Annotated in this window: 21 protein-coding genes; 19 read left to right on the top strand and 2 right to left on the bottom strand. The window is 44.9% G+C overall.

All coding sequences use genetic code 11. The features are described 5' to 3' along the window. Window positions 1-274: 274 nt before the first annotated feature. Complete coding sequence (locus ACYFDN_RS17355; protein WP_483512088.1) at window positions 275-1,660, top strand: PhoH family protein; 1,386 nt, start codon at window positions 275-277, stop codon at window positions 1,658-1,660. Window positions 1,661-1,670: 10 nt separating this feature from the next. Then, the gene (locus tag ACYFDN_RS17350) at window positions 1,671-1,949 is read left to right on the top strand and encodes a PilZ domain-containing protein (RefSeq protein ID WP_152780694.1); all 279 of its coding nucleotides are present in this window, start codon (window positions 1,671-1,673) and stop codon (window positions 1,947-1,949) included. On the opposite strand, the gene ACYFDN_RS17345 is transcribed toward ACYFDN_RS17350, so the two are convergent. Both ACYFDN_RS17345 and leuA read right to left on the bottom strand, forming a co-directional pair. Continuing rightward, on the bottom strand, window positions 1,933-2,895 hold the full coding sequence (locus ACYFDN_RS17345) for a hypothetical protein (protein WP_483512087.1): 963 nt from the start codon (window positions 2,893-2,895) through the stop codon (window positions 1,933-1,935). The genes ACYFDN_RS17350 and ACYFDN_RS17345 overlap by 17 nt on opposite strands. A 22-nt stretch (window positions 2,896-2,917) precedes the next feature. Further along, the gene (gene leuA, locus ACYFDN_RS17340; protein ID WP_152780690.1) at window positions 2,918-4,492 is read right to left on the bottom strand and encodes a 2-isopropylmalate synthase; all 1,575 of its coding nucleotides are present in this window, start codon (window positions 4,490-4,492) and stop codon (window positions 2,918-2,920) included. A gap of 177 nt (window positions 4,493-4,669) precedes the next feature. On the opposite strand from leuA, the gene ACYFDN_RS17335 reads away from it, so the two are divergent. The 17 genes from ACYFDN_RS17335 (at window position 4,670) to ACYFDN_RS17255 (ending at window position 21,809) form a co-directional block, all read left to right on the top strand. Continuing rightward, window positions 4,670-5,326: an NAD(P)H-binding protein gene (locus ACYFDN_RS17335; protein ID WP_483512086.1), complete on the top strand. Its 657-nt coding sequence runs from the start codon at window positions 4,670-4,672 to the stop codon at window positions 5,324-5,326. Between the two features lie 187 nt (window positions 5,327-5,513). Beyond that, window positions 5,514-6,002, top strand: coding sequence for a phosphatase PAP2 family protein (locus ACYFDN_RS17330; RefSeq protein ID WP_483512085.1), 489 nt, complete (start codon window positions 5,514-5,516; stop codon window positions 6,000-6,002). Between the two features lie 12 nt (window positions 6,003-6,014). Then, complete coding sequence (locus tag ACYFDN_RS17325) at window positions 6,015-7,121, top strand: MJ1255/VC2487 family glycosyltransferase (RefSeq protein WP_483512084.1); 1,107 nt, start codon at window positions 6,015-6,017, stop codon at window positions 7,119-7,121. 16 nt (window positions 7,122-7,137) lie between these two features. Further along, entirely contained in the window at window positions 7,138-7,293 is a 156-nt protein-coding gene (locus ACYFDN_RS17320; protein WP_194164074.1) for a hypothetical protein, read from the top strand. 283 nt (window positions 7,294-7,576) lie between these two features. Next, on the top strand, window positions 7,577-9,295 hold the full coding sequence (locus ACYFDN_RS17315) for an acetolactate synthase 3 large subunit (protein ID WP_483512082.1): 1,719 nt from the start codon (window positions 7,577-7,579) through the stop codon (window positions 9,293-9,295). Then, window positions 9,295-9,789 (top strand): acetolactate synthase small subunit, encoded by a 495-nt coding sequence (gene ilvN, locus ACYFDN_RS17310; RefSeq protein ID WP_016400709.1) that lies wholly within the window; start codon window positions 9,295-9,297, stop codon window positions 9,787-9,789. The genes ACYFDN_RS17315 and ilvN overlap by 1 nt, the downstream gene beginning before the upstream one ends. 147 nt (window positions 9,790-9,936) lie before the next feature. After that, window positions 9,937-11,829: an EAL domain-containing protein gene (locus ACYFDN_RS17305; protein WP_483512081.1), complete on the top strand. Its 1,893-nt coding sequence runs from the start codon at window positions 9,937-9,939 to the stop codon at window positions 11,827-11,829. Between the two features lie 191 nt (window positions 11,830-12,020). Beyond that, window positions 12,021-12,902, top strand: coding sequence for an MSHA biogenesis protein MshI (locus ACYFDN_RS17300; protein WP_152780680.1), 882 nt, complete (start codon window positions 12,021-12,023; stop codon window positions 12,900-12,902). Further along, window positions 12,899-13,510 (top strand): PilN domain-containing protein, encoded by a 612-nt coding sequence (locus ACYFDN_RS17295; protein WP_483512080.1) that lies wholly within the window; start codon window positions 12,899-12,901, stop codon window positions 13,508-13,510. Before ACYFDN_RS17300 ends, ACYFDN_RS17295 begins: the two co-directional genes overlap by 4 nt. Further along, a complete protein-coding gene (gspM, locus tag ACYFDN_RS17290; RefSeq protein WP_016400713.1) occupies window positions 13,503-14,156 on the top strand; it encodes a type II secretion system protein GspM in 654 nt (217 codons plus the stop codon). Before ACYFDN_RS17295 ends, gspM begins: the two co-directional genes overlap by 8 nt. Then, window positions 14,149-14,487 carry a hypothetical protein gene (locus ACYFDN_RS17285; protein ID WP_338622302.1) on the top strand — a complete coding sequence of 113 codons (339 nt, stop codon included), beginning with the start codon at window positions 14,149-14,151 and terminating at the stop codon, window positions 14,485-14,487. The genes gspM and ACYFDN_RS17285 overlap by 8 nt, the downstream gene beginning before the upstream one ends. Before the next feature lie 3 nt (window positions 14,488-14,490). Then, the gene (gene mshL, locus ACYFDN_RS17280; protein ID WP_483512078.1) at window positions 14,491-16,203 is read left to right on the top strand and encodes a pilus (MSHA type) biogenesis protein MshL; all 1,713 of its coding nucleotides are present in this window, start codon (window positions 14,491-14,493) and stop codon (window positions 16,201-16,203) included. A gap of 10 nt (window positions 16,204-16,213) precedes the next feature. Beyond that, a complete protein-coding gene (locus ACYFDN_RS17275) occupies window positions 16,214-17,119 on the top strand; it encodes an ExeA family protein (protein WP_483512077.1) in 906 nt (301 codons plus the stop codon). Then, window positions 17,116-18,336: a tetratricopeptide repeat protein gene (locus tag ACYFDN_RS17270; RefSeq protein ID WP_483512075.1), complete on the top strand. Its 1,221-nt coding sequence runs from the start codon at window positions 17,116-17,118 to the stop codon at window positions 18,334-18,336. Before ACYFDN_RS17275 ends, ACYFDN_RS17270 begins: the two co-directional genes overlap by 4 nt. 3 nt (window positions 18,337-18,339) lie before the next feature. Continuing rightward, entirely contained in the window at window positions 18,340-20,088 is a 1,749-nt protein-coding gene (locus tag ACYFDN_RS17265; RefSeq protein ID WP_016400718.1) for a GspE/PulE family protein, read from the top strand. Next, the gene (locus ACYFDN_RS17260) at window positions 20,088-21,317 is read left to right on the top strand and encodes a type II secretion system F family protein (RefSeq protein WP_016400719.1); all 1,230 of its coding nucleotides are present in this window, start codon (window positions 20,088-20,090) and stop codon (window positions 21,315-21,317) included. The genes ACYFDN_RS17265 and ACYFDN_RS17260 overlap by 1 nt, the downstream gene beginning before the upstream one ends. Beyond that, entirely contained in the window at window positions 21,318-21,809 is a 492-nt protein-coding gene (locus ACYFDN_RS17255; RefSeq protein WP_483512073.1) for a hypothetical protein, read from the top strand. It abuts the gene before it with no gap. Window positions 21,810-21,826 lie beyond the last annotated feature (17 nt).

Here is a 21,826-nt window from a genome sequence, read left to right as displayed (position 1 = left end):
TGACCACCGCCAGGCTCTCATACTAAGCCCTCGTCTAATCACGAGCGCTTTTTTATTGCCTGCGGTTTACTTCTAAACTCAATTCTCATATAGCTCTCCTTTCAGGTAAATCTCTTCATTAAACCGATTTCCTTAATTCTATATTTGATTAATAAATCGGCACTCGGTTGGTTAATGGTGTGGAAAAGTTTGTAAAGCCGATCTGGATGAATTAGCCTGAGATTGAACGTTTGCAATACTTCTCACATCGCCTGTTGGCCTATGGAGGGCAAATATGGAAAATAACGCTCCAAGTAAACTGTTCATTCTCGACACTAACGTGCTGCTGCACGAACCCCTCGCAATATACTCTTTCCAAGAACATGACGTCGTTATTCCAATGACTGTCCTAGAAGAATTAGACCGAATTAAAGATAGGCAAAAAGACGTTAGCAGAGATGCACGAGTGGCTATTCGCTCATTAGAAGATGTATTTGCATCCGCCTCACCAGAGCAGATTGTAAATGGTGTAGAGCTTAAGAATGATGCTGATAACCAAGTGAGTGGTAAGTTATCGATTTTTGCAGATCATACACTTGAAAAGAACCAGCAAAACTTTACTGCCGATGAGCCCGATAATCGTATCATCAACGCAGCTATTTATTTGCAAGACAAACACGCTCCTCGTCAGGTGGTGTTGGTAACTAAAGACATTAATATGCGCCTGAAAGCAAAAGGTGCAGGCTTAGAGCGTGTAGAAGACTATCGAACCGACCAGCTAATCGATGATATTCGTTTGCTAGCAAAAGGCTTCACTGAGTTAGAAGGTAGCTTTTGGGGGCGAGTTAAAGATTGTGAAAGTAGTTCAGAAGGGCGAGATACCCACCATGTGATTGATGCCGAAATTCTTGGCCCTTGTTATGTAAACCAATACATCATCGATGACACCGAAAGCTTTGCGGCGCGAGTGGTAAAAAAAGACGAGCAAAATGTCGAATTGCTCGACTTGGGTTATGAGCGCTTGATGGCCAAACATGCTTGGGGAGTTCATCCCAAAAACATCTACCAAGGTATGGCGTTTGATGCCTTGCTCGATCCTAATATTGACTTGGTGATTCTCACTGGCCCAGCGGGTTGTGGTAAAACCTTATTAGCGATGGCTGCTGCGCTTGAAATGGTGGTGGAAAAAGGTATCTACGACAAAATTATTGTTACCAGAAACACCCCGGAAATTGCTGAATCTATTGGTTTTTTGCCGGGTACTGAAGAGGAGAAAATGGCTCCGTGGTTGGCCGCAATTACCGATACTTTAGAAGTGTTGCATAAACACGATGAATCTATGTCTAGCTCTATGAATTACATTATGGAAAAGGCTAACATTCAGTTTAAATCGGTAAACTTTATGCGTGGGCGCAGTATTCAGAACGCATTTGTATTTTTAGATGAATGTCAAAATTTAACAGCTTCCCAGCTTAAAACCATTATTACCCGCTGCGGCGAAGGAACCAAATTGGTATGCTGTGGTAACTTAGCGCAAATCGACAGCAACTATTTGTCGGCCGTTACCTCGGGATTAACCTACATTGTAGAGCGTTTTAAAGATTTTGATGGTAGTGCAAATGTGTATTTAAATGGGGTGGTAAGGAGCCGTTTAGCCTCGTTTGCAGAAGAAAAACTATAGAAGGTAGAACATGATTGGAGAAGCAAACAAGCGTGCATTTCACCGTATGCTAATTAACGCAGAGTTGCGAATTGTGGTTGGTCAACAGCGTTATGCTGGTTTATGTAAAGACCTAAGTGCAACTGGGATGGGCATTAGTGTTAAAGACGTAAAGCTCGCTATTGGCGACGAAGTTGAAGTGGCTTTGAGTGGTGAAGGTGTTGCGCCTTTTAGCGCCAAAGGTAAAGTAGTTCGTTGCGCCGGAGATGGTGATATTGACTACGCGGTGGAGTTTACTTCTCTCTCTTAAATTCTGGTGGAACCCAGTCCATTTGTTGATAGGTATACAAACCTGAATGAATGTACTGGGCACTTTCTTTTGCCACCTTTCCTAGCTCGAACAAGGCCGGCCCGGTTGGTTCTAGCAATACATACTGCTTCCCTTCTATTCTTACAGTTTCATCACCAGCTTGTGGTGCCATGTTTAATGCAAGTAGAGCATGATTAGGCACATAGATAATGGCAACATCCAAGCGTGGATAGAGGGTCTTCAAAGCGCTGGCTAGCAAGGTTGTTTTGCTGTCACAGTCGCCCACATTATTTCTAATTACCTGAATAGGCGTGAGAAAGCCTGCTCCGCGCAAACGATCCTTTGAGCGCAGTTCGCTATAAGGAATGGATTGAACAAAACCTAGTAGGTAATTGCTTACTTCCCGTTGCTTGGCTTGGTCTTCGAGTTGATTCAAACTGTTATTAAGCCAGCTAAACAAATACTCTGCACTTTCTTGGGCAAGCCTATTATGGTCGGGCATTATTCCCATCGCGCCATCGGCTGTTTGTTTTTCTACAAAATAGTGCTTAGTTAAGTAGTTTTGATAATGCTGCTGCACTTCTTTACCGAGTTTTTCTGATAGCTCTTGAATAAACTCTTGGTCATTTCCTTGTAGTTGATAACTCAGCTGACCGTGTTGAGTATTAAAGCTCACTTTAGCTTGTTTAGGATCTATTTTACGCAGACTAGGCTTGAGCTTGCTTAACACATATTGCTGAGCTTGCTCGGGACGATATTGGGTAAATTTGGTGAGTTTATGTGGATAGTTTAATAGGCTAAAATTAAGCGTCTGAGTATTGTTTTGGGAGTCTTTCCAAAGGTAGCTGTAGTGTCCGGCATTCCTTTCAAAGCGAAGCTGTTCTGCTTGAGAGGACAACGAAAGGCAACCGGAGATCATGATAAAGCACAGTAATAATCTTTTCATGACGACTCCGGTTGTTTAAATGCTAGCCCAATTTAGACTGCTTTTGTTTTGCCACTTGCTCGGCGCGATGAATATGATTAAGCACGTGAACAAAAGCTTTGGCCGATGCTTCAACAATGTCAGTAGCTAAACCCATACCATGGTATTTTCGCCCTTGGTAATTGGCTACGATATCCGCTTTACCTAAGGCGTCTTTAATATCGGTTTTCTCGGCGGTTGCCGTACCGCCGCCTGCGGCTTCGATGGTGTAATCATCTATCTTAATGTCGTAACCGGTGATTTTACGTAAACAGCGGTAAGCCGCATCGATAGGACCATTACCTGTAGACGCTTCAAGTATGGTTTCTTCACCAGCTATCAGCTTAACTGTGGCTGTGGAAACAACGTCCGAGCCACTTTGCGCGCTTAAATACTCTAAACGGTAGTGTTCAGATTCATCTTGTAGATTATTGAAGAAGACTAATGCTTCAAGATCGTAGTCGAATACCTGTCCTTTACGATCAGCCAGTTCAAGAAAACTGTCGTACAACTCATCTAGCTTGTAGTCTTCTTCGCTGTAACCCAGTTCTTGCATGCGATGTTTAATTACGTGGCGACCAGAGCGAGAGGTAAGGTTTAAGCTATTTTTATTTAAGCCTATGCTCTCTGGCGTCATAATCTCGTAGGTATTTTCGTTCTTCAGCATGCCATCTTGGTGAATACCTGAAGAATGAGAAAAGGCGTTACTGCCCACAATGGCTTTGTTGGCTTGCACCGGCATATTACACAAGTGGCTTACCAATTGGCTGGCGCGGTAAATCTCTTGAGATTTAATGTTTGTACCTAGACCGCCTAACTGATCTTTACGGGTATTGATGATCATGGCTACTTCTTCTAGCGAACAATTACCTGCACGCTCGCCAATACCGTTTAAGGTACATTCAATTTGGCGTGCGCCCTGTTGTACCGCTGAAATAGAGTTTGCTACCGATAAACCTAGGTCATCATGACAGTGAACTGATATTACCGCTTGGTCGATATTAGGCACTCGGTTAAATAAGGTTGAAATAATACCGCCAAATTCGCTAGGTACGGTATAACCCACGGTATCAGGAATGTTTACCGTAGTTGCGCCTGCTTTAATAGCCGCTTCAACCATGCGGCATAGGTTGTCGATAGGAGTTCGTCCTGCGTCTTCACAAGAAAACTCAACATCATTGGTATAGTTACGCGCGTGTTTTACTGCGTTTACCGCCATCTCAAGCACATCATCAAAACTGCGTTTTAGTTTGCTTTCAACGTGTACAGTTGAGGTTGAGATAAAGGTATGAATTCGAAAAGCATCTGCCACTTTCAAGGCTTCGGCAGCTACATCAATATCTTTGGGTAAGGCGCGCGATAGTGCACAAACCGTTGAGTCTTTGATTTCACGCGCAATGGTTTGCACTGAGTCAAAATCACCAGGTGACGAAATAGGAAAACCTACTTCCATAATGTCTACACCTAAGCGCTCTAAGGCAAAGGCAATTTGCAGCTTTTCTTTTACTGTTAAGCTGGCAGCCAGCGCTTGCTCACCGTCTCGTAGGGTGGTATCAAAAATTTTGACTAGGTCAGACATTCATTAATCCTTGTCTATTGTTATTTGTGTTTGCTTCACTGCACAAGTTTACGATTAGGCTTATTATTGTTTTAGGCCTTTCTGTGCACAAGTTTTCGGCTAGTTTAACAAGCTCTCGGCAAACTGGCTAACAGCAAATGTAGTGGCATGAATTTAGCGTGAATCAGGAGAGATAAATTGACTAAAACTGCAATTGTAATTGGTGCTACAGGCCTAGTTGGAAGTGCCTTACTAGAGCAACTATTAGCGGATGAAAGTTGGGATAAAGTGCGGGTATTTGGCCGCAAAAGCACGGGTGTGAATGCGGATAAACTGGAGGAGCATGTTGTAGATTTTGCCAAGATAGAAAGTTGGCATCAGCTTATTCAAGGTCACAGCCTATTTATTTGCATTGGCACTACTCTTAGCCAAGCCGGCAGCAAAGTCGCTATGCGAGCCATTGATTTAGAACTTCCTTTAGCTTTTGCCACAGCGGCAAAGCGCAATCATGTTGAAGACTGTTTGCTTATCTCGTCTTTGTTCGCAAACGCCAAGTCTCCTTCTCATTACTTGCGCATAAAAGGAGAGTTAGAGAATCAGTTAGCTTGCCTTGGTTTTAAACACTCAATGCTTTTTCGCCCTGGGCCATTGCTCGGCGAGCGCACACAGGCGCGTTTTTCTGAGCAAGTAGTGGCAGCGCTGCAACCGGTATTCTCCGCTAATTTGTCACCTTTGCGGCGCTGGCGTGGTATCGAAGCAGCCCAATTAGCCACAACCATGCTTAGCTACGCGAACAAGCCGCCAGCTGAAGCGAGGCTAGTTATTCAAGGAGAGGCGCTTTTTACCCCACGCTGAGTCAATAAACCTCACGCTCTAGATCTATTATTGGGCTCCGTTCTATTTTCTTCTGCAGCAAAAGCACCGAGCTCTACTTGTGTAATTTGTCACCAAGTGGGTCTTTGTCATGGATTTGTAAAATTAGTTTCATTTCTCGGTAAAGCATTTTATCCAGTCTGTGGGAAAGCACGAGAAGGAGCTTGGTATGTTACAACGATTGAGCCAGTGGGATTATGCAATCTCCGCAACCTGTTTGGGGCACCGCTTTAATGCACAGGTGGCCCGCCTAGCCAGAGTAGTATCGCATTCTGGTGATGGTTATTACTATGCCTTGTTTGGTGGCATTATCGCCTTCACTTCATATGCCGGCGCCTTTTGGAGTCTCGCCTTACCTGCATTTGTTATTGAACTAATGTGCTATTTGCTGCTTAAGCAAATTTTCCGACGAGACCGACCACAAGCTTTACCGGTATTTATTCGCCCTTCCGATCGTTTTAGCTTTCCCTCCGGCCATAGTGCTGGGGCCTTTGTTATGGCTGGTAGCGTGGCTCAGATATTTCCGTCTTGGGCGGGTGTCGCTTTTACCTGGGCGAGTTTGGTTGCCTGCTCTCGAGTATTGCTTGGGGTGCACTTTATTAGCGACGTTATAGCGGGTGCCTGTTTAGGTTTGTTAATTGTTTACGGTATTAATTAGGTAAGCCAAATAATGCGAATTCTTTATGGTGTACAAGGAACAGGAAACGGCCACATTACGCGAGCTCGTTTGCTATGTAGCGCTTTAAAAAAGCAAGGCATCGAGGTAGATGTATTGATGTCAGGGAGGGTTGGCAAAGCGCCTAAAGTGGCAGAATTTGGTGAATACAAAAGCCTCAAAGGAATTAGTTTTCATCATCAGGGCGGTAAAGTAGATAAATGGGCTACCTTCAAGGATCTTTCTTTAAAGCAATTTCGCAAAGACCTTGCCGAACTCGATTTGTCTGGTTATGACTTACTGATTAATGACTTTGAACCGGTGAGTGCTTGGGCCGCCAAAAAGCAAGGTTTAACCAGTATCTCTATCTCTCACCAAGCAGCGTTTTTACATGACATTCCCACTAAAGAAATGGGCTTATGGAATCGATTATTAGTACGTAATTTTGCGCCATGTGAATATAACCTCGGTGTTCACTGGTGCGACTTTAAGCAAACTATTGCGCCGCCCCTAGTGGAAAAGCTGGAAGCACTAACAAACAATGGCAAAATTTTGGTGTATTTGCCTTTTGAGTCTCTTGAGCAAATCCGCCCCTTATTGACCCGTTTCACGGGCCATCAATTTGTCTGTTTTCATCCAGAAATTAAGCAAGTTGGAAAAGAAGAGAACTTAGAGTTACAACCCATTCATCGGGAAAACTTTCTTGAGCATTTGCGCAGCTGTGCCGGGGTGTTTTGTAACGCTGGTTTTGAACTACCCTCAGAAGCCATGGCGGCAGGTAAAAAATTGTTGGTTAAGCCATTATTTGGCCAGTTTGAACAAGTTACCAATGCCTATACTTTGCAAAGCTTGGGCCTGGCACATATAGCCGAAAGCCTAGAACCTTACATACTAGATTCATGGCTTCAGCTAGATCAAAGTGAGCCGGTATATTATCCCGATGTGGCCAACATTCTGGCAGAGCACATTAGAAACAATACCTGGCAAGATTTGGATGCTATGGCACGTGAAATGTGGCAGCAAGTGAGTTATCCGGCGGCTAGCCAATTATTGATGGCCAATATCATGAGCGACAGCACGGTAAGTGCAGAATCCTTGACTAAAATAAAAGTGTCTGGGTAAACGATTTGGAGGGAACATGCGTTTTACTAATGAAGACGGTGAGGTCATGGAGTTAGCTAACAATATGACCATCCAAGAGCTGTACGATATGGGGGTGAGTATCTCCCTGAGTGAAGATTCTGATCCTGAGCAGCAAATTTGGCTAACAGAAGAGCATGATACTATTAAGTAGTTAAGTGCTTTATGGTAGTGCTGAATCACCGGGTGTTAACTTGCTTATCATCCGGTTTTTTGTGCCTTGCTTAGAAGATAACTCTTAAGTGGCTACGAGAAGCTTGAGCTGTTTTATATGATTAGCTGCTTAAAAGAATAGAAAGAGCAGACAAAAGCGTAGACGCTGGGGGTAAAGAAACGTTAAAGTGCTAGCCTTGGAAGACAGGATATTAAGTCCCATTTCCCGCAACATAATAGAGTTATCCCCACAATTACAATAAATAAAGCCTGGAGGCTTGAACATGGAGAAGTTATCCGGCGCCGAAATGGTCGTCCGCTGTTTGCAAGATCAGGGTGTTAAACACATTTTTGGCTACCCTGGTGGCTCAGTATTAGATGTATATGATGCACTGTTTGATAGTAGCGATATTGAACATGTATTGGTAAGGCACGAGCAAGCTGCTGTGCACATGGCCGATGGCTATGCACGAGCAACTGGTGAAGTAGGTACGGTATTGGTTACCTCTGGACCTGGCGCTACAAATACCATTACCGGTATTGCTACTGCTTATATGGATTCGGTTCCAATGGTGGTGTTATCTGGTCAGGTACCAACAGGCTTGATTGGCCAAGATGCCTTCCAAGAAACCGACATGATCGGCGTTTCGCGCCCCGTAGTAAAACACAGCTTTTTAGTTAAAAAGGCCGAGGAAATCCCAGCGGCTATCAAAAAAGCGTATTACATCGCATCTACTGGTCGTCCTGGTCCGGTGGTTATCGACTTGCCTAAAGATGTTCAAAACCCTCTACTTAAGTTCCCTTATGAATATCCAAAGTCAGTTAGCATGCGTTCTTACAGCCCAACGCTAACTGGTCACAAAGGGCAGATTAAGAAAGCGGTTAAAGCCTTAGCTGAAGCCGAAAAACCAGTGTTATACATTGGTGGTGGCGCAATTATGGCTGAAGCTGGCGAGCAAATTAGCAAGCTAGTTGAAATATTCAACATGCCGGTTACCTCAACCTTAATGGGTTTAGGCGCCTTCCCCTCTACAGACTCACGTTTTGTGGGCATGTTGGGTATGCATGGTACTTACGAAGCCAACATGTCGATGCATAATGCAGACGTTATTTTTGCCGTAGGTGCACGCTTTGATGACCGTGTAACTAACAACGTGAAGAAGTTCTGTCCTAATGCCACTATTTTGCATATTGATATAGACCCAACGTCTATTTCGAAAACGATCCGTGCAGACATCCCCATTGTTGGCTCGGTTGATTCGGTTATCGATCAAATGCTTGAGTGCATTAAAGAAACTGACGCTAAAAACGATGCTGACAGTCTTAAAGATTGGTGGGCACAAGTTGAAGAATGGCGCAGCCGTAAGTGCTTAAACTACGCCAAAAGCGATACGTTAATTAAGCCGCAACAAGTGATCGAATCAATGTATCGCGCTACTAAGGGCGATGCATACGTAACCTCTGATGTGGGTCAGCACCAAATGTTTGCTGCCTTGTATTATCCCTTTGATAAGCCGCGTCGTTGGATTAACTCTGGTGGTTTAGGCACCATGGGTTTTGGTTTCCCGGCAGCTATGGGGGTTAAGTTTGCCTTCCCTGATGCCACTGTTGCTTGTGTAACCGGTGATGGCTCGATTCAAATGAATATTCAAGAGCTTTCAACTTGTTTGCAATACAACGTACCGGTAGTAATTGTTTCACTAAACAACCGTTCGCTGGGCATGGTTAAGCAGTGGCAAAAAATGTTCTACGATGGCCGTCAATCTCACTCTTACATGGATTCGGTACCTGATTTTGTGAAACTAGCAGAGGCCTATGGCCATGTTGGTATGCAAGTTAATCATCCCGATGAGTTAGATGAAGCCATGGAGAAAGCCTTCTCGATGAAAGATCGCGTGGTATTTATGGATATCATGGTTGATCCTGAAGAGCATGTTTACCCAATGCAGATTAAAACCGAGTCAATGAAAGATATGTGGTTAAGCAAAACGGAGAGAACATAATGCGCCGAATTATTTCAGTATTATTAGAAAACGAAGCCGGCGCTTTGTCTCGCGTAACCGGATTGTTTTCACAGCGTGGTTTCAACATTGATTCACTAACTGTATCAACCACGGAAGACCCAACCTTGTCACGTATGACTATTTGTACCTTTGGTGATGAAAACACCATCGAGCAAATTACTAAGCAGCTGAACAAGCTAGTCGACGTGCTAAAAGTATCTGAACTCACCGAAGCTGAGCATGTAGAACGTGAGATCATGTTGGTTAAAGTGCGTGCAGCGGGTTCAACCCGTGAAGAAGTGATGCGAACTTGTGACATTTTCCGCGGTCAAATCGTCGACGTTACACCAAGCATGTATGTGATGCAGTTAAGTGGTGACAGCGCGAAGTTAGATGCCTGCTTAAAGACACTATCTCAATCAACTGAAATTTTAGAAGTTGTACGTAGTGGTGTATGTGGCATGAGCCGTGGCGAGAGAATGCTACGACCCTAATATCTGGTCACTTTTGAGCTAAAGACCAGCCTCGGCTGGTCTTTTTGTTTGTGATTACCAAGCTATTTGCAATTTACTGATATACTCAAGCAATGGTCATACCAAAGGATGGTGCGACTAAGAGCTTGAAGGTGAGGAACACCCTTAATGAAATTTTCCAGTCGGATCATAGTATTTACCATTAGCTGCGTAGTGGTGGCAGTGCTATTGGTATTGCTTGGGGGTGCGCTTACCTTCCGTCAGTTGGCATTTAATCAGCAACAGCATCAGCTGCGCTCGGTCGTTGAAGTGATCGATGGACAGCTGAGTGTTCAACCAGAAACGCCAGAATTTGCCCAATGGTTACCAAATTGGCTGCGTGCTCATAATATTCAAGTGCTTGAGGTAGCTAATCGCGGCGGGGTTATTTATACCTTTCGTGAGCTTAATTACACTGGCAATAGCAATAACTTAATTCCTTATCGTTACCCCTTAGCGGCTCATCCTGACTTTTTTATTCAAATTTGGGTCGAACAACCCTTTAAACAGCTCACCTATGAACCTGAAGCAATGTTAGGTATTGGTGCTGGTGTGCTGATTGTTGCCTTGGGATTAATCGCTGTATTTCGCTGGCTAAAAAGCATTATGTACGGTGCTGAATTGCTGCAAACTCGCGGCAATCAAATTCTCGCAGGTCGCCTGCGCGATGTGCAGCAAGGCAGTGGCAAAGAGTGGCCCAATGCTGCAAGTAAGGCGATTGAGCAGTTGATCACCCAACTTATTGAAGCTCGCCAAGAACGCAGTCGCTTTGATTGTATCATTCGCAATAATGCCTTTGTTGATGAACTTACTCAGTTATCTAATCGCACTCACTTTTTAAATCAGCTGGAAGCGGAGATTGGCGATGCCGATGCGCACACCGGCGCGGTGTTGTTAGTGTATCTGCGTGGCATGGACGATGTTAACTACCAATATGCACGTAACGAAGGCGATGCAATTTTGCAGCAAAGCTCTGAGGCTTTAAAGCAGTACACTCGCCGTAATATTGATGTGAACCTAGCACGCTATAGCGGCGATGCCTTTGCCTTGTTAATGCCGCTATCTACCTTGGATGAAGCGGAAGACACTGCCGCAGGTATCTTAAAATTACTCGAGCGTATTCCCTTGCCTGAAGTGGCCGAGGCCGATGACTTCTTCTACATCGGTATTGCGGGTTATGAATATGGTGATAACGCGCAGTTGGTTATCGAGCAAGCTGAGGATGCCTTAAGAGTTGCGCAGATGCAGCGACATAATGGTTGGTATGCCATCCCTCGTGAGTTGAGTTCTACCCAAACCGGCAAGGGCTCGGTGCGCTGGCGTACCTTATTGCAGCATGTGCTAAGTAACGAGGCGCTGCACTATTATCAACAAGAAGTTTTTGATGAGGATGGACGCGTTTGTTACAAAGAGCTGCTTGCGCGTATTACCGACTACCAAGGTGAAGTGATTAACGCGGGTGTATTTTTACCTTGGGCTGAAAAAAGTGGCCTGCAGGCAGACTTTGATCAGCATGCCTTAAAATTTGCGATGCAACAGGTTAAATACTCTCGCCAGCCCATTAGTATTAACTTAAACATAGCGACTGTGATTAAGCAGTCGGTAATGCGTGATTTACTACAATGGGTATTTTCTGTTCCATTTAAAGAATGCCAAAAGCTGGTGCTGGAGTTTCCTGAAACCCAGCTATCGCAACTCAACGATACTGAAATGCTACGCTTAAAAGCCTTAAATAAAAAAGGTATTAAGCTGGCTGTTGAGCGCGCAGGTCAGCGTGTTGTTAGCACTCAATACATTAGCGAGCTTAAGTTGGAATACTTAAAACTGCACACTAGTTTGGTTCGAGATATTCAAGTGCGGCAAGTTAATCAGTTAGCAGTGAGCTCATTGGTCGCTAGCTGCGCCGGTAGGGTGCAAGTGATGGCAGTAGGAGTTGAACGTAATGAAGAGTGGCGAGTTTTGCAGCGTTTAGGCGTTCATCATGCTCAAGGCTTTTTGTTTAGTAAACCCGAGCCTATTTAACTCACACTTAGCTTAGATTTATTTGATGAATAAGTGTGGTATTTGTATAGCTAATCTACAGTTACTAGATATACCGCTTTTAATCTTGAGAATTAGCACATATTTGTCGGCCAATGCTTTAAAAAATAAAAGAAAAGTTTAGACTAGATGACTAGTGTTTGACATGGATATCATCAAAGGACAATGACTCAATGGGCTTAGCGTTTTGGCGAAGAAACACCGCAAAAACTCGTTGTAGTGCTTATTTGCGCCCTGACTTTTTGGTTCTGGCTAACCAAAATGAACAAACCTTTGAGCAAGCTATTGATTCTATTGAGCAATGGCCCGCAGCCTTTGCGAGCTTATGTAAGGAAGCTCAGTTATCTAGCGACCATCAAATTGTGTTTGTATTGGGTAGCCAGCACTACCAACAGTTTCAGGTTGAAAAGCCTAGCGTTCCCGATGAAGAGTTGGCTGGCGCAGTGCCTTGGACCATCAAAGATATGGTCGCCGAACAAATCCCCGATTTAGCTATCGATTACTATCAAGCTCCTACCACTCCCATGGCTAGCGAAAAGCTGAATGTTGTTTGTGTGCGTAAACAGATTATCCAGCAGCTAGTGCAAATAGCTCAGCAGCAAGATATTCAGCTTGAAGGTATTACAATTGAAACGTTGGCTGCAGTTAACTTGTTGGAAAACAACGACCGTTGCCAAATGCTGCTGTGGCAACCAAAAGCCGGAGATTTAGAGCTGATAGTGGTGCGCCAAGGGCAAGTGTGTTTTTCTCGGCAACTGCGGGCATTTTCTGGTTTAGGCAAAATGCAGGAGATTGAATTTACTCAAACTTTCTTCGACAGTTTAAGTTTAGAGCTACAACGTTCTATCGACTACATTAGTGCCACTTTGAAACTGCCTGATGTAAGCCATATTCAATTAGCCATTCCTAGCCGCTTTTGCGATGAAATCGCCCAACAGTTACAGCAAAATCTTACCCCCAACGTCGCCTTGTTGGATATCTCGGCGATAGAGTCTAGTGACCAATACTATAAAATCCCTGCACTTGCTGGCTTACAAGAAGGGGTGCTGTCGTGAAAACACGGATTAACCTCTATACCGAAGAATTCAGACCCAAACCAGAGCGTGGCTCCTTAAGGCAAGCCGTAGGACTGTGGTTATTGGTTGGTGTAATTGCCCTAGTTTGGGGTTTTTGGCAGCAGCAACAAACACGTTCCGCCGTGGTTGAGGCAGCCGCTCAACGTAAACTAGTTAACTCGCAAGAGCAGCAGCTTGCTCAGCTAAAAGCAGCGATAGAACAACGAGCTGTGGACCCGAAATTGCAACAGCAACTGAGCTTAGCTGAGCAAGAGTTGAAATTAAAACAGCTGCTTGAACAACGCTTGCAAGGTCAAAGTTATGCGAACAACGGCTTCTCTTCTTCTTTATCGGCCTTGGCCTCTATTCAAGACCAGCAGATTTGGCTAACCCAAATTAGCATCCAACGAGGCAAAATGGCTTTGGCTGGTCAATCAACTAGTAGCGATGCGGTGCCCAAATGGCTGAAGCAATTTAAACATTATCCTGATTTGTCACAGCAGCAGTTTGCCGGATTAAAAATTTATCGCGATGAGCAACAACAATTGCACTTCAGTTTAAGTGGCTCTAACCATGACGAACGTATGCTAGGAGGTGCCAGTGAGTGAGCAATGGCAACAATGGCAGCTACGTTTTGCCGCCTTAAGCCTTCGAGAACGGGTACTTATTTTCATAACCGGATTGGTTATTGTAGTGCTTCCCAGTTATTACCTGTGGATAGAGCCAGCGAGCTTAAAGCAAGCGCGAGCAGAAAAAGAGCTGGTACAAGCAAATGCAAAGTACAACGAAAACGTAAACCTGATCGAGTTTAGTAACAACAAATTACGTGAAGATCCCAACCAGGATATTAGCCGACAGCTAAAACAGTTAAAAATACAACTGGCGCAAATCGACCAGTCACTAGAGCAGCAGCAAGCTGGCTTGATTCCTGTTGAGCAAATGGCGGAAGTACTCGAGCAGTTATTGCAAAAAAGCCCAGGCTTAGTATTAGTGGCTATGGACTCTTTAGCACCAAAGCCAGTATTAAGTAGTGAAGAAAGCAATCCTGATAGTTTGAATTTCTATCGTCATGGGATCCGCTTAAAACTCAGTGGCGGGTATTTTCCATTACTTAAGTATTTACAGATTGTTGAAGAGCTTCCGCAGCGATTTTTGTGGCAACTAATTGATTATCAAGTAGACGAGTATCCCAAGGCAGATATCACTATCGACATATATACCTTAAGCACCAATAAGGACTTTATCAGTGGTTAAATCTCTTTGCTTGATATTGTTGGGGTGTTCGTTAATAGCTAGCAATGGCTACGCTAGCTCTTTGAGCGATCCTACCGCGCCACCAAACAGCAGCAAGCATACTAGCACCACCAAGCGAGCAGCTTTACCGAGTTTACAGGCAATTATTGTCGGTGGTGAGCAACCAGGCGCTATTCTTAATCAGCGCTTTGTGGCAATAAATCAGAATATTTCCGGCTTTACTTTAAGCCGACTTCACCAAGACTATGTGGTGTTAGCCCGAGCGGGTAAGCAATATAAAATCAAATTGGACAAGGTGTCGGTAAAACGCGTCACTGTGCAGGGGCAGTAATACATGTATATCAAACGGATTTTTATAGGTTGTATGGTGGTATTGGTGGGTGCTTGTCAAAGTACCAATCGCCCCGATCCTGTAGAAGCTAAGCAAGCAATTTCCGAGGCCCAGGTGCCAACGGATAACGCCATCAGTGCTCCAGAGCTTCCAGCAGAAGTTGCAGCTGAGCTAATGCCAGAGCTCGCCTTGCAGCCCGGTAATTTATTGCAAGTTGAACACCGCTTCGACGTGAATGCCCGTAATGTAGATGCTAAAGCGTTTTTCCCCGCACTGATTAAAGGCTCGCCGCTTAGTGTGGCTTTACATCCAGGTGTAGAAGGTCAAATTACCTTAAAACTTAAAGAGGTAACGCTAAAAGAGGCGATTGATGTAGTGGCTGATATGTATGGTTACGACATTAAGCGTCGCGGCAAAATTTTGCATGTATATCCGGCCGGCATGCGCATCGAAACCATTCCATTAAACTACTTGATGCTAGAGCGTTATGGTTATACTCGTACGCGTATTAACTCCGGCGGTATAACCGGCAGTGACAGCGACAACAATAGTTCGGGTAACAACTATTCGAATAACTCATCAAGTAATAATTCGTCTAACAACTATTCGAATAACAACAATAACAACAACAGCTCTAATCGCAGTGATAGCTTCAACGGTACCAAGATTGAGTCGGCCACTGAAACGCGTTTTTGGTATGAATTAGAAGAAACCCTACGCGGCATGATAGGCATAAATATGCGCCGTGATCGTGGTAACGATACTTCTTACGCCAACGACGGACGAATGGTTGTGGTTAGCCCGCAAGCCGGTTTAGTGACGGTTCGCGCCTTCCCAGATGAAATTCGCACGATTAAAACCTTCTTAAGTCACTCAGAGAAAAACCTGCAACGCCAAGTGGTGTTAGAGGCCAAGATTATTGAAGTGACCTTGAGCGACGGTTACCAGCAAGGCATTGATTGGACCAATGCTGGCGATGTATTTGGTTCTACAGAAGTATTATTTAACAGCGTGTCGCAAATTCCTGGCGATGCCATCAGTAGCGTGCTGGGCGGCGGCGGTGCTTTAACAGTTACCGACGGCAACTTCCAAGCTGTGGTAAAACTGTTGCAAACTCAGGGTGATGTAAACGTGCTGTCTAGCCCACGAATCACAGCCTCTAACAACCAAAAAGCAGTGATTAAAGTCGGTACCGACGAGTACTTTGTCACCGACGTATCCAATACCACTATTACTGGTACTAACCCAGTTACCAATCCAAGTGTGGAGCTTACTCCGTTCTTCTCTGGCGTGGCCCTAGATGTTACCCCGCAAATCAATGACCAAGGCGAAGTGTTGTTGCATGTTCACCCTTCGGTTACCGATGTAAAAGAGCAACGTAAAGTAATTAGCTTTGGTAGCGATGCGGATAGCCTGGATTTACCACTGGCACAAAGCGATATTCGAGAAACAGATACGGTAATTAAAGCTAGCTCTGGTGATGTGGTGGTTATTGGTGGCTTGATGAGTTCTAAGCAGGAAGAAATAGTCTCTAAAGTGCCATTCATTGGGTCTATTCCTGGTTTAGGTGAGTTGTTTACCAACCGTGCGGTATCAAACCAAAAAACCGAGCTAGTGATTTTGATTCAGCCTACGGTGGTTACCCAAGATACCTGGCAAAACGAACTGCAGAAATCACAAGAGTTGTTAAACACTTGGTACCCAGAAGATAACTAGGCGGACATTGGTGGCGGTATATCTCGAACATTTTGGCCTCTCACAAGCTCCTTTTGGTTTAACACCAAATACCGGTTTGTACCAAGCATTGTTGCCTCATGACGAAGCTATTCAAGTGTTGCAAACGGCGCTTAAATCGGGTGAAGGTTTTATTAAAGTAAGTGGTGAAGTAGGCACAGGCAAAACCCTGTTATGTCGAAAACTGCTTAATGAAATGAGCGATGATTACCAGTTTGCTTATTTGCCAAATCCTTGCTTATCTGCAGAGCAAATTCATTCTGCACTAGCCAGTGAGCTAGGTTTGCAAGTGGATGCGGCAGAGTCATCTCATAGTGTATTAGAAAGCATTCATCATCACCTAATTGATTTAGCCAGCAAGCAGCGCCCGGTTGTATTGCTTATTGATGAAGCGCAAGCCCTAAGCGATGAAGCCTTGGAGGTGATTCGCTTACTAGGTAACTTAGAAACAGAGCAGCGCAAGTTGTTGCACGTGGTGTTATTTGGCCAGCCAGAACTTGATGAGCGCTTGGCTAGCCAACAGTTACGTCAATTACGCCAACGCATAACCTTTTCTTATCGCCTACGGGCTTTAGAAAAGGATGAAGTGGCCAGCTATATTCAGCATCGCTTGCACTTAAGCGGCTATCGAGGTGGCCCTTTGTTTACTGCTGCTTCCTTAAAGATGCTTACACGAGCTAGCCGTGGGATCCCTCGATTAATCAATATATTGGCCCATAAAGTATTAATGCTTTGTTATGGTCAGGGCGCTCAACAGGTTAGTGTGAAGATGGTTAAACAAGCAGTGGCTGATACAGAAGATGCGGTAAGGCCACAAAGCCAAACAACCTGGTTAGTTCTCGCTGCAAGCGCTTGTGTCGCAGTTGCGGCGGCTGCATGGTGGAGTTTGTCACTATGAGCGTAATTAACCAAATGCTAAAAGATCTGGATAAGCGGCAAAATAGCAATCCGCAAAGCATGTCTCCCTTGGTTGAAGACAGCGGCAAAAGTGCCAGAGCTTATATACTAATGGCTTTAGTATTAATCGCCTTGGCTATCTCGGCTTGGTTAGCGCTACGTTATTTTAAGAATATTGAAGTGGGCAGTGACGTTGAAGTAGTGGCTGAAGCAACTCAAAACACTAATCCATTGGCCGTTTCATCCGAAACTGAACAGTTACAAGCGGTGGCCGAAGCCATTGATGTAGAACTGGCCGAGCCGATTAGCCAGGTTGCTACACCGCAGGCTTTAGTTAGCGAAGATGCTATTTCAGCCGAACACTCTGGACTTGAAGCCGACTCAAATAAACAGGTAGTTCAGCCTACAGCTGCAATAGTTGTAACGGCGCCTAAAGTCGAGCCAACAGTGGCTGTGGATACAAATCCTCAAGTGCTTGCCGAGCCTGAAACAAAACAAGCGCCAAACAATAAGCCGGTGGAAGCTAAAGCAAAAGAGCCGAAAAACACTGAGCTCGCTAAAGCTAAGCAGCCCTCGGCTGAAGCTAAAGACAAGCCGCAAGCCGAGCAAGAATCAACGCTAGAGATTAAACCTTTAAAGCTTACCCGTGAGCAGCAAGTGGCCTTATACACTCGCCGTGGTTTTCAGGCTTTAGATAAAAATCTACCGGACGAAGCCCGCAAAGAGTTCCAAAAAGCCTTGCAGCTTGACCACCAAGCGCATGAAGTGCGAGAGCAGCTAGCAGCTCTTATGTTTGGTCGCGGAGAATTGCGCTCTGCCGTTAGCTTGCTTGAAGAAGGTTTACAACTAAGCCCAATGCGTGGCTCGTTTAGAGTGATGTTAGCGCGAATTTTTGTTCAGCAAGACAACCTAGCTCAAGCTATTTATTATTTAGAAAGTGCTGAACCTAGCATAATCGGTAATGTAGATTATTACGCGATGTTAGCGGGTTTAGCGCAACGCTTAGATAAACAAGAATTGGCTTTAACTAGCTATCAAAAACTCGTTAAGCACGAACCTTCACGCGCCCGCTGGTGGCTGGGTTACGCCATTGCCAACGATAAGCTTGGTAGTTATCAAGAAGCCTTAGCCGCTTATCAGCAAGCTGAACTTATGGGACAGCTTTCCAGTAATTCTCGCGATTTTGTGGTTAATCGCATTCGACAGTTGGAGCAGTAAACAATGGCACAACCAAAATTACGAATGCGCTTAGGTGACTTGCTGGTTAGCGAGCAGGTGATCAGTGAAGCCGATTTAATGAGTGCCTTAGCGCAGCAAAAACAGTCGGGTCGAAAACTAGGGGCAACCTTAATTGAGCTTGGAGTAATTGCCGAGGTGCAATTGCTGGAGTTTTTGGCTCGTCAGCTAGGTATCCCGTTTGTTGATTTAGCGCAGATTTCTGTTGATGCCAACGCTGTTGTGTTGTTGGGCGAAGTGCATGCTCGCCGCTTGCGCGCATTGGTGATTCACAAAGATGGCGACGTGTTAACCGTCGCTATTTCCGATCCCGCCGATCTCTCGGCAATTGACACCTTAGCATCGCTGTTAGCTCCTCATCAGCTTAAATATGTGGTGGCAAGGGAGTCTCAGGTTGTCGAAGCCTTTGACCGTTTCTATCGAAGAACCCGCGAAATTGAAGGCTTTGCTCAAGAGCTAAAAGAAGAATATGCCAGTAGCGATGAGTTTGATATTGGTCTTGCTACCGCTGATGATGAGAGTAACGAAACCACCGTTGTTAAGCTGCTTCAGTCCTTGTTTGAGGATGCGGTGCAGGTGGGCGCTTCAGATATTCATATTGAGCCAGATGAAAAAGTACTGCGAATACGTCAACGGGTAGACGGGGTTTTGCAAGAAAGTGTGCTTAATGAGGTGCAAATTGCCTCGGCCATGGTGTTGCGCTTAAAGTTGATGTCGGGCTTGGATATATCTGAAAAACGTTTACCTCAAGATGGCCGTTTTAATATTAAAGTACGTGGCCATTCCATTGATGTACGTTTATCAACAATGCCTATTCAGGCCGGCGAATCAGTAGTGATGCGTTTGTTAGATCAATCGGCAGGCATATTGTCGCTTGAGCAAACCGGTATGCCAGCCGACATTATGGAGCGCTATCGTCGTCAGCTTCATCGCCCTCACGGCATGATTGTGGTAACTGGCCCAACAGGTAGTGGTAAAACAACCACTTTGTATGGTTCCTTGAGTGAGTTGAATCAGCCTGAGTCGAAAATTATTACCGTAGAAGATCCGGTTGAGTATCGACTGCCACGGATTAACCAAGTACAAGTAAACAGCAAAATTGGCCTCGATTTCTCCAATATTTTGCGTACAACTTTGCGTCAAGACCCTGATATTTTGCTGGTGGGGGAGATGCGTGACCAAGAAACCGTGGAAATTGGCTTGCGAGGCGCATTAACCGGTCACCTGGTATTAACAACACTGCATACCAATGATGCGATAACCAGCGCCTTACGTTTAATCGATATGGGCGCAGCGGGTTACTTGGTGGCAAGTTCTTTAAGAGCGGTTATCGCCCAGCGATTGGTTCGCCGACTATGTGAAAACTGTAAGCAGGAACATACGAGTTCACTAGAAGAAAAAGTTTGGCTTGAGCACATTAGCAATGAAGATTTAAGCCAGCAGGTGTTTTATAAGGGGCACGGTTGCCAAAGCTGTAACTACACTGGCTACAAAGGCCGAATTGGTGTGTTTGAAATGCTTGAGCTCAATGACGCAATGATGGAAGGTTTGCGTAGAGATGACCCAGATGAGTTCTCTAAGGCTGCAAAAGCCTCGAAAAATTACCGCCCCTTGTCATTAGCTGCTTTAGATTACGCTAAAAAAGGGGTTACTGCGGTTGAAGAGGTGCTGCGTTTGGTAGAAGAAATTGACGTTTATGGCAGCGTTACTAATGCTCAGGAAGATGCTCAATAATGGCTTTGTTTCGCTATCAAGTTCGCGATAGCACTGGTCGCCTGATTAATGGCGACATTGAAGCTGCCAATCAAAATGCTGCGGCAGAGAGCTTGCTGCGCCGTGGGCTTACCCCAATTAAAATCGCAGAGGGTAAAGGCAAGGGCGAAGGCTTAGGCTCTTTAGATGTTAGTACTTTGTGGGAAGGGCGAATAAAGCTTGATGAGTTAGTGGTATTTACTCGACAAATGTATTCGTTAACTAAGGCTGGCATTCCAATAATGCGCGCCATTAATGGCTTGGCCGAAACCGCTCATAGTAAGCTGTTACGTCGCTCCTTGGCTGGCGTATCTGATGCGTTGAGTAGCGGGCGAACCTTGTCTACCGCTATGGCGGAGTACCCTAAAGTATTTTCTCAACTGTTTGTGAGTATTGTTCATGTTGGCGAAAATACCGGTCAGCTAGAACAAGCATTTTTGCAGCTTTCTCAGTATCTTGAGCTTGAAATGGATACTCGTAAACGAATTAAAACGGCGATGCGTTATCCCACTTTTGTGATTTTAGCGATTGTTATCGCCATGGTGATTCTAAACATTTTTGTGATCCCCCAGTTTGCTGAAATCTTTGGTCGTTTTAACGTGGAACTGCCTTTAGCTACAAGGATCTTGATTGGCACCTCCAACTTTTTTGTTAACTATTGGCCCTTGTTACTGGTGCTAACTATCGGCTCGGTATTTTTGGTGCGCTGGTATGTCAGTACTCCCAAAGGCCGTATGTTATGGGACAAAACGCGATTGCGCTTACCAGTTGTTGGCTCGGTGATAGAGCGCTCGTTATTGGCTCGTTTCTCGCGTAGTTTTGCGATGATGGTGGGAGCGGGGGTTCCGCTTAACCAAGCTTTATCCTTAGTGGCTAGTGCTGTTGATAATGCGTTCATGGCTGAGCGAATTGTTGAAATGCGCCGCGGCATTGAGCGCGGCGAAAGTTTGCTCCGTAACGCGATTGCAAGTGAGTTATTTACGCCTTTGGTATTACAGATGATTTCGGTGGGCGAAGAAACCGGGCAAGTCGATGAATTACTTACCGAAGCAGCCGAGTTTTATGAGCGCGAAGTAGACTATGATTTAAAGAGCTTAACAGCGCGTATTGAACCAATACTGATTACAGTGGTCGCAGGTATGGTACTGATTCTTGCTCTTGGCATCTTTACCCCAATGTGGGACATGATGCGCGCGGTGAGAGGTGGTTAATTGAATCAGCATGAGTTATTGGATAACAATCGCTCACGCTTTAGTTGGCTTGTGACCTTCTGCATAGTTTTATTAGTTGTATTATTGCTTTTAATTAGCTTTATTAGGACAATTAATCAAGCAGAGCAGCAAGTCGTAGAAGAATATGCTCAAACTTGGGTGAGACAACTGGCGCAAGTTCATGGTTTGTGGATAGCTAGATTCCGCCCTGAGCAGCTGGAGATAAATTTATACCAGCGCGATGCACTTAGCGGTGAGCAAAAGCCGTTAGAAGTAATACGCTTAGCGATGAGTAAAGCGGGGTGGCCTAGGGTTGCATCAAACCAGCAGTGCCAAGATTTGTGGCGTGACATGGTTGGTGCTGAACTAAGTGGGCAAGGTAATGACGTGACAGCGGCCTATAAAAACCAGCAATGCCATTATGAGTTTTTTGGTGTGGCCATACTGATATATGACCCGCAACAAGGTTTGATGACAAAGGAATGGCTGTAAAGCCGATTTAAGAGGTA

This window comes from Agarivorans sp. D1326 (genome assembly GCF_056958115.1).
This window is presented reverse-complemented; position numbering and strand designations above follow the sequence as displayed.

Excerpts from the sequence above, each read along its gene's own strand:
- ACYFDN_RS17355 (WP_483512088.1), top strand. The coding sequence starts at position 275 with ATGGAAAATAACGCTCCAAGTAAACTGTTCATTCTCGACACTAACGTG.
- ACYFDN_RS17350 (WP_152780694.1), top strand. The coding sequence starts at position 1,671 with ATGATTGGAGAAGCAAACAAGCGTGCATTTCACCGTATGCTAATTAAC.
- ACYFDN_RS17345 (WP_483512087.1), bottom strand. The coding sequence starts at position 2,895 with ATGAAAAGATTATTACTGTGCTTTATCATGATCTCCGGTTGCCTTTCG.
- leuA (WP_152780690.1), bottom strand. The coding sequence starts at position 4,492 with ATGTCTGACCTAGTCAAAATTTTTGATACCACCCTACGAGACGGTGAG.
- ACYFDN_RS17330 (WP_483512085.1), top strand. The coding sequence starts at position 5,514 with ATGTTACAACGATTGAGCCAGTGGGATTATGCAATCTCCGCAACCTGT.
- ACYFDN_RS17325 (WP_483512084.1), top strand. The coding sequence starts at position 6,015 with ATGCGAATTCTTTATGGTGTACAAGGAACAGGAAACGGCCACATTACG.
- ACYFDN_RS17320 (WP_194164074.1), top strand. The coding sequence starts at position 7,138 with ATGCGTTTTACTAATGAAGACGGTGAGGTCATGGAGTTAGCTAACAAT.
- ACYFDN_RS17315 (WP_483512082.1), top strand. The coding sequence starts at position 7,577 with ATGGAGAAGTTATCCGGCGCCGAAATGGTCGTCCGCTGTTTGCAAGAT.
- ilvN (WP_016400709.1), top strand. The coding sequence starts at position 9,295 with ATGCGCCGAATTATTTCAGTATTATTAGAAAACGAAGCCGGCGCTTTG.
- ACYFDN_RS17305 (WP_483512081.1), top strand. The coding sequence starts at position 9,937 with ATGAAATTTTCCAGTCGGATCATAGTATTTACCATTAGCTGCGTAGTG.
- ACYFDN_RS17300 (WP_152780680.1), top strand. The coding sequence starts at position 12,021 with ATGGGCTTAGCGTTTTGGCGAAGAAACACCGCAAAAACTCGTTGTAGT.
- mshL (WP_483512078.1), top strand. The coding sequence starts at position 14,491 with ATGTATATCAAACGGATTTTTATAGGTTGTATGGTGGTATTGGTGGGT.
- ACYFDN_RS17270 (WP_483512075.1), top strand. The coding sequence starts at position 17,116 with ATGAGCGTAATTAACCAAATGCTAAAAGATCTGGATAAGCGGCAAAAT.
- ACYFDN_RS17265 (WP_016400718.1), top strand. The coding sequence starts at position 18,340 with ATGGCACAACCAAAATTACGAATGCGCTTAGGTGACTTGCTGGTTAGC.
- ACYFDN_RS17260 (WP_016400719.1), top strand. The coding sequence starts at position 20,088 with ATGGCTTTGTTTCGCTATCAAGTTCGCGATAGCACTGGTCGCCTGATT.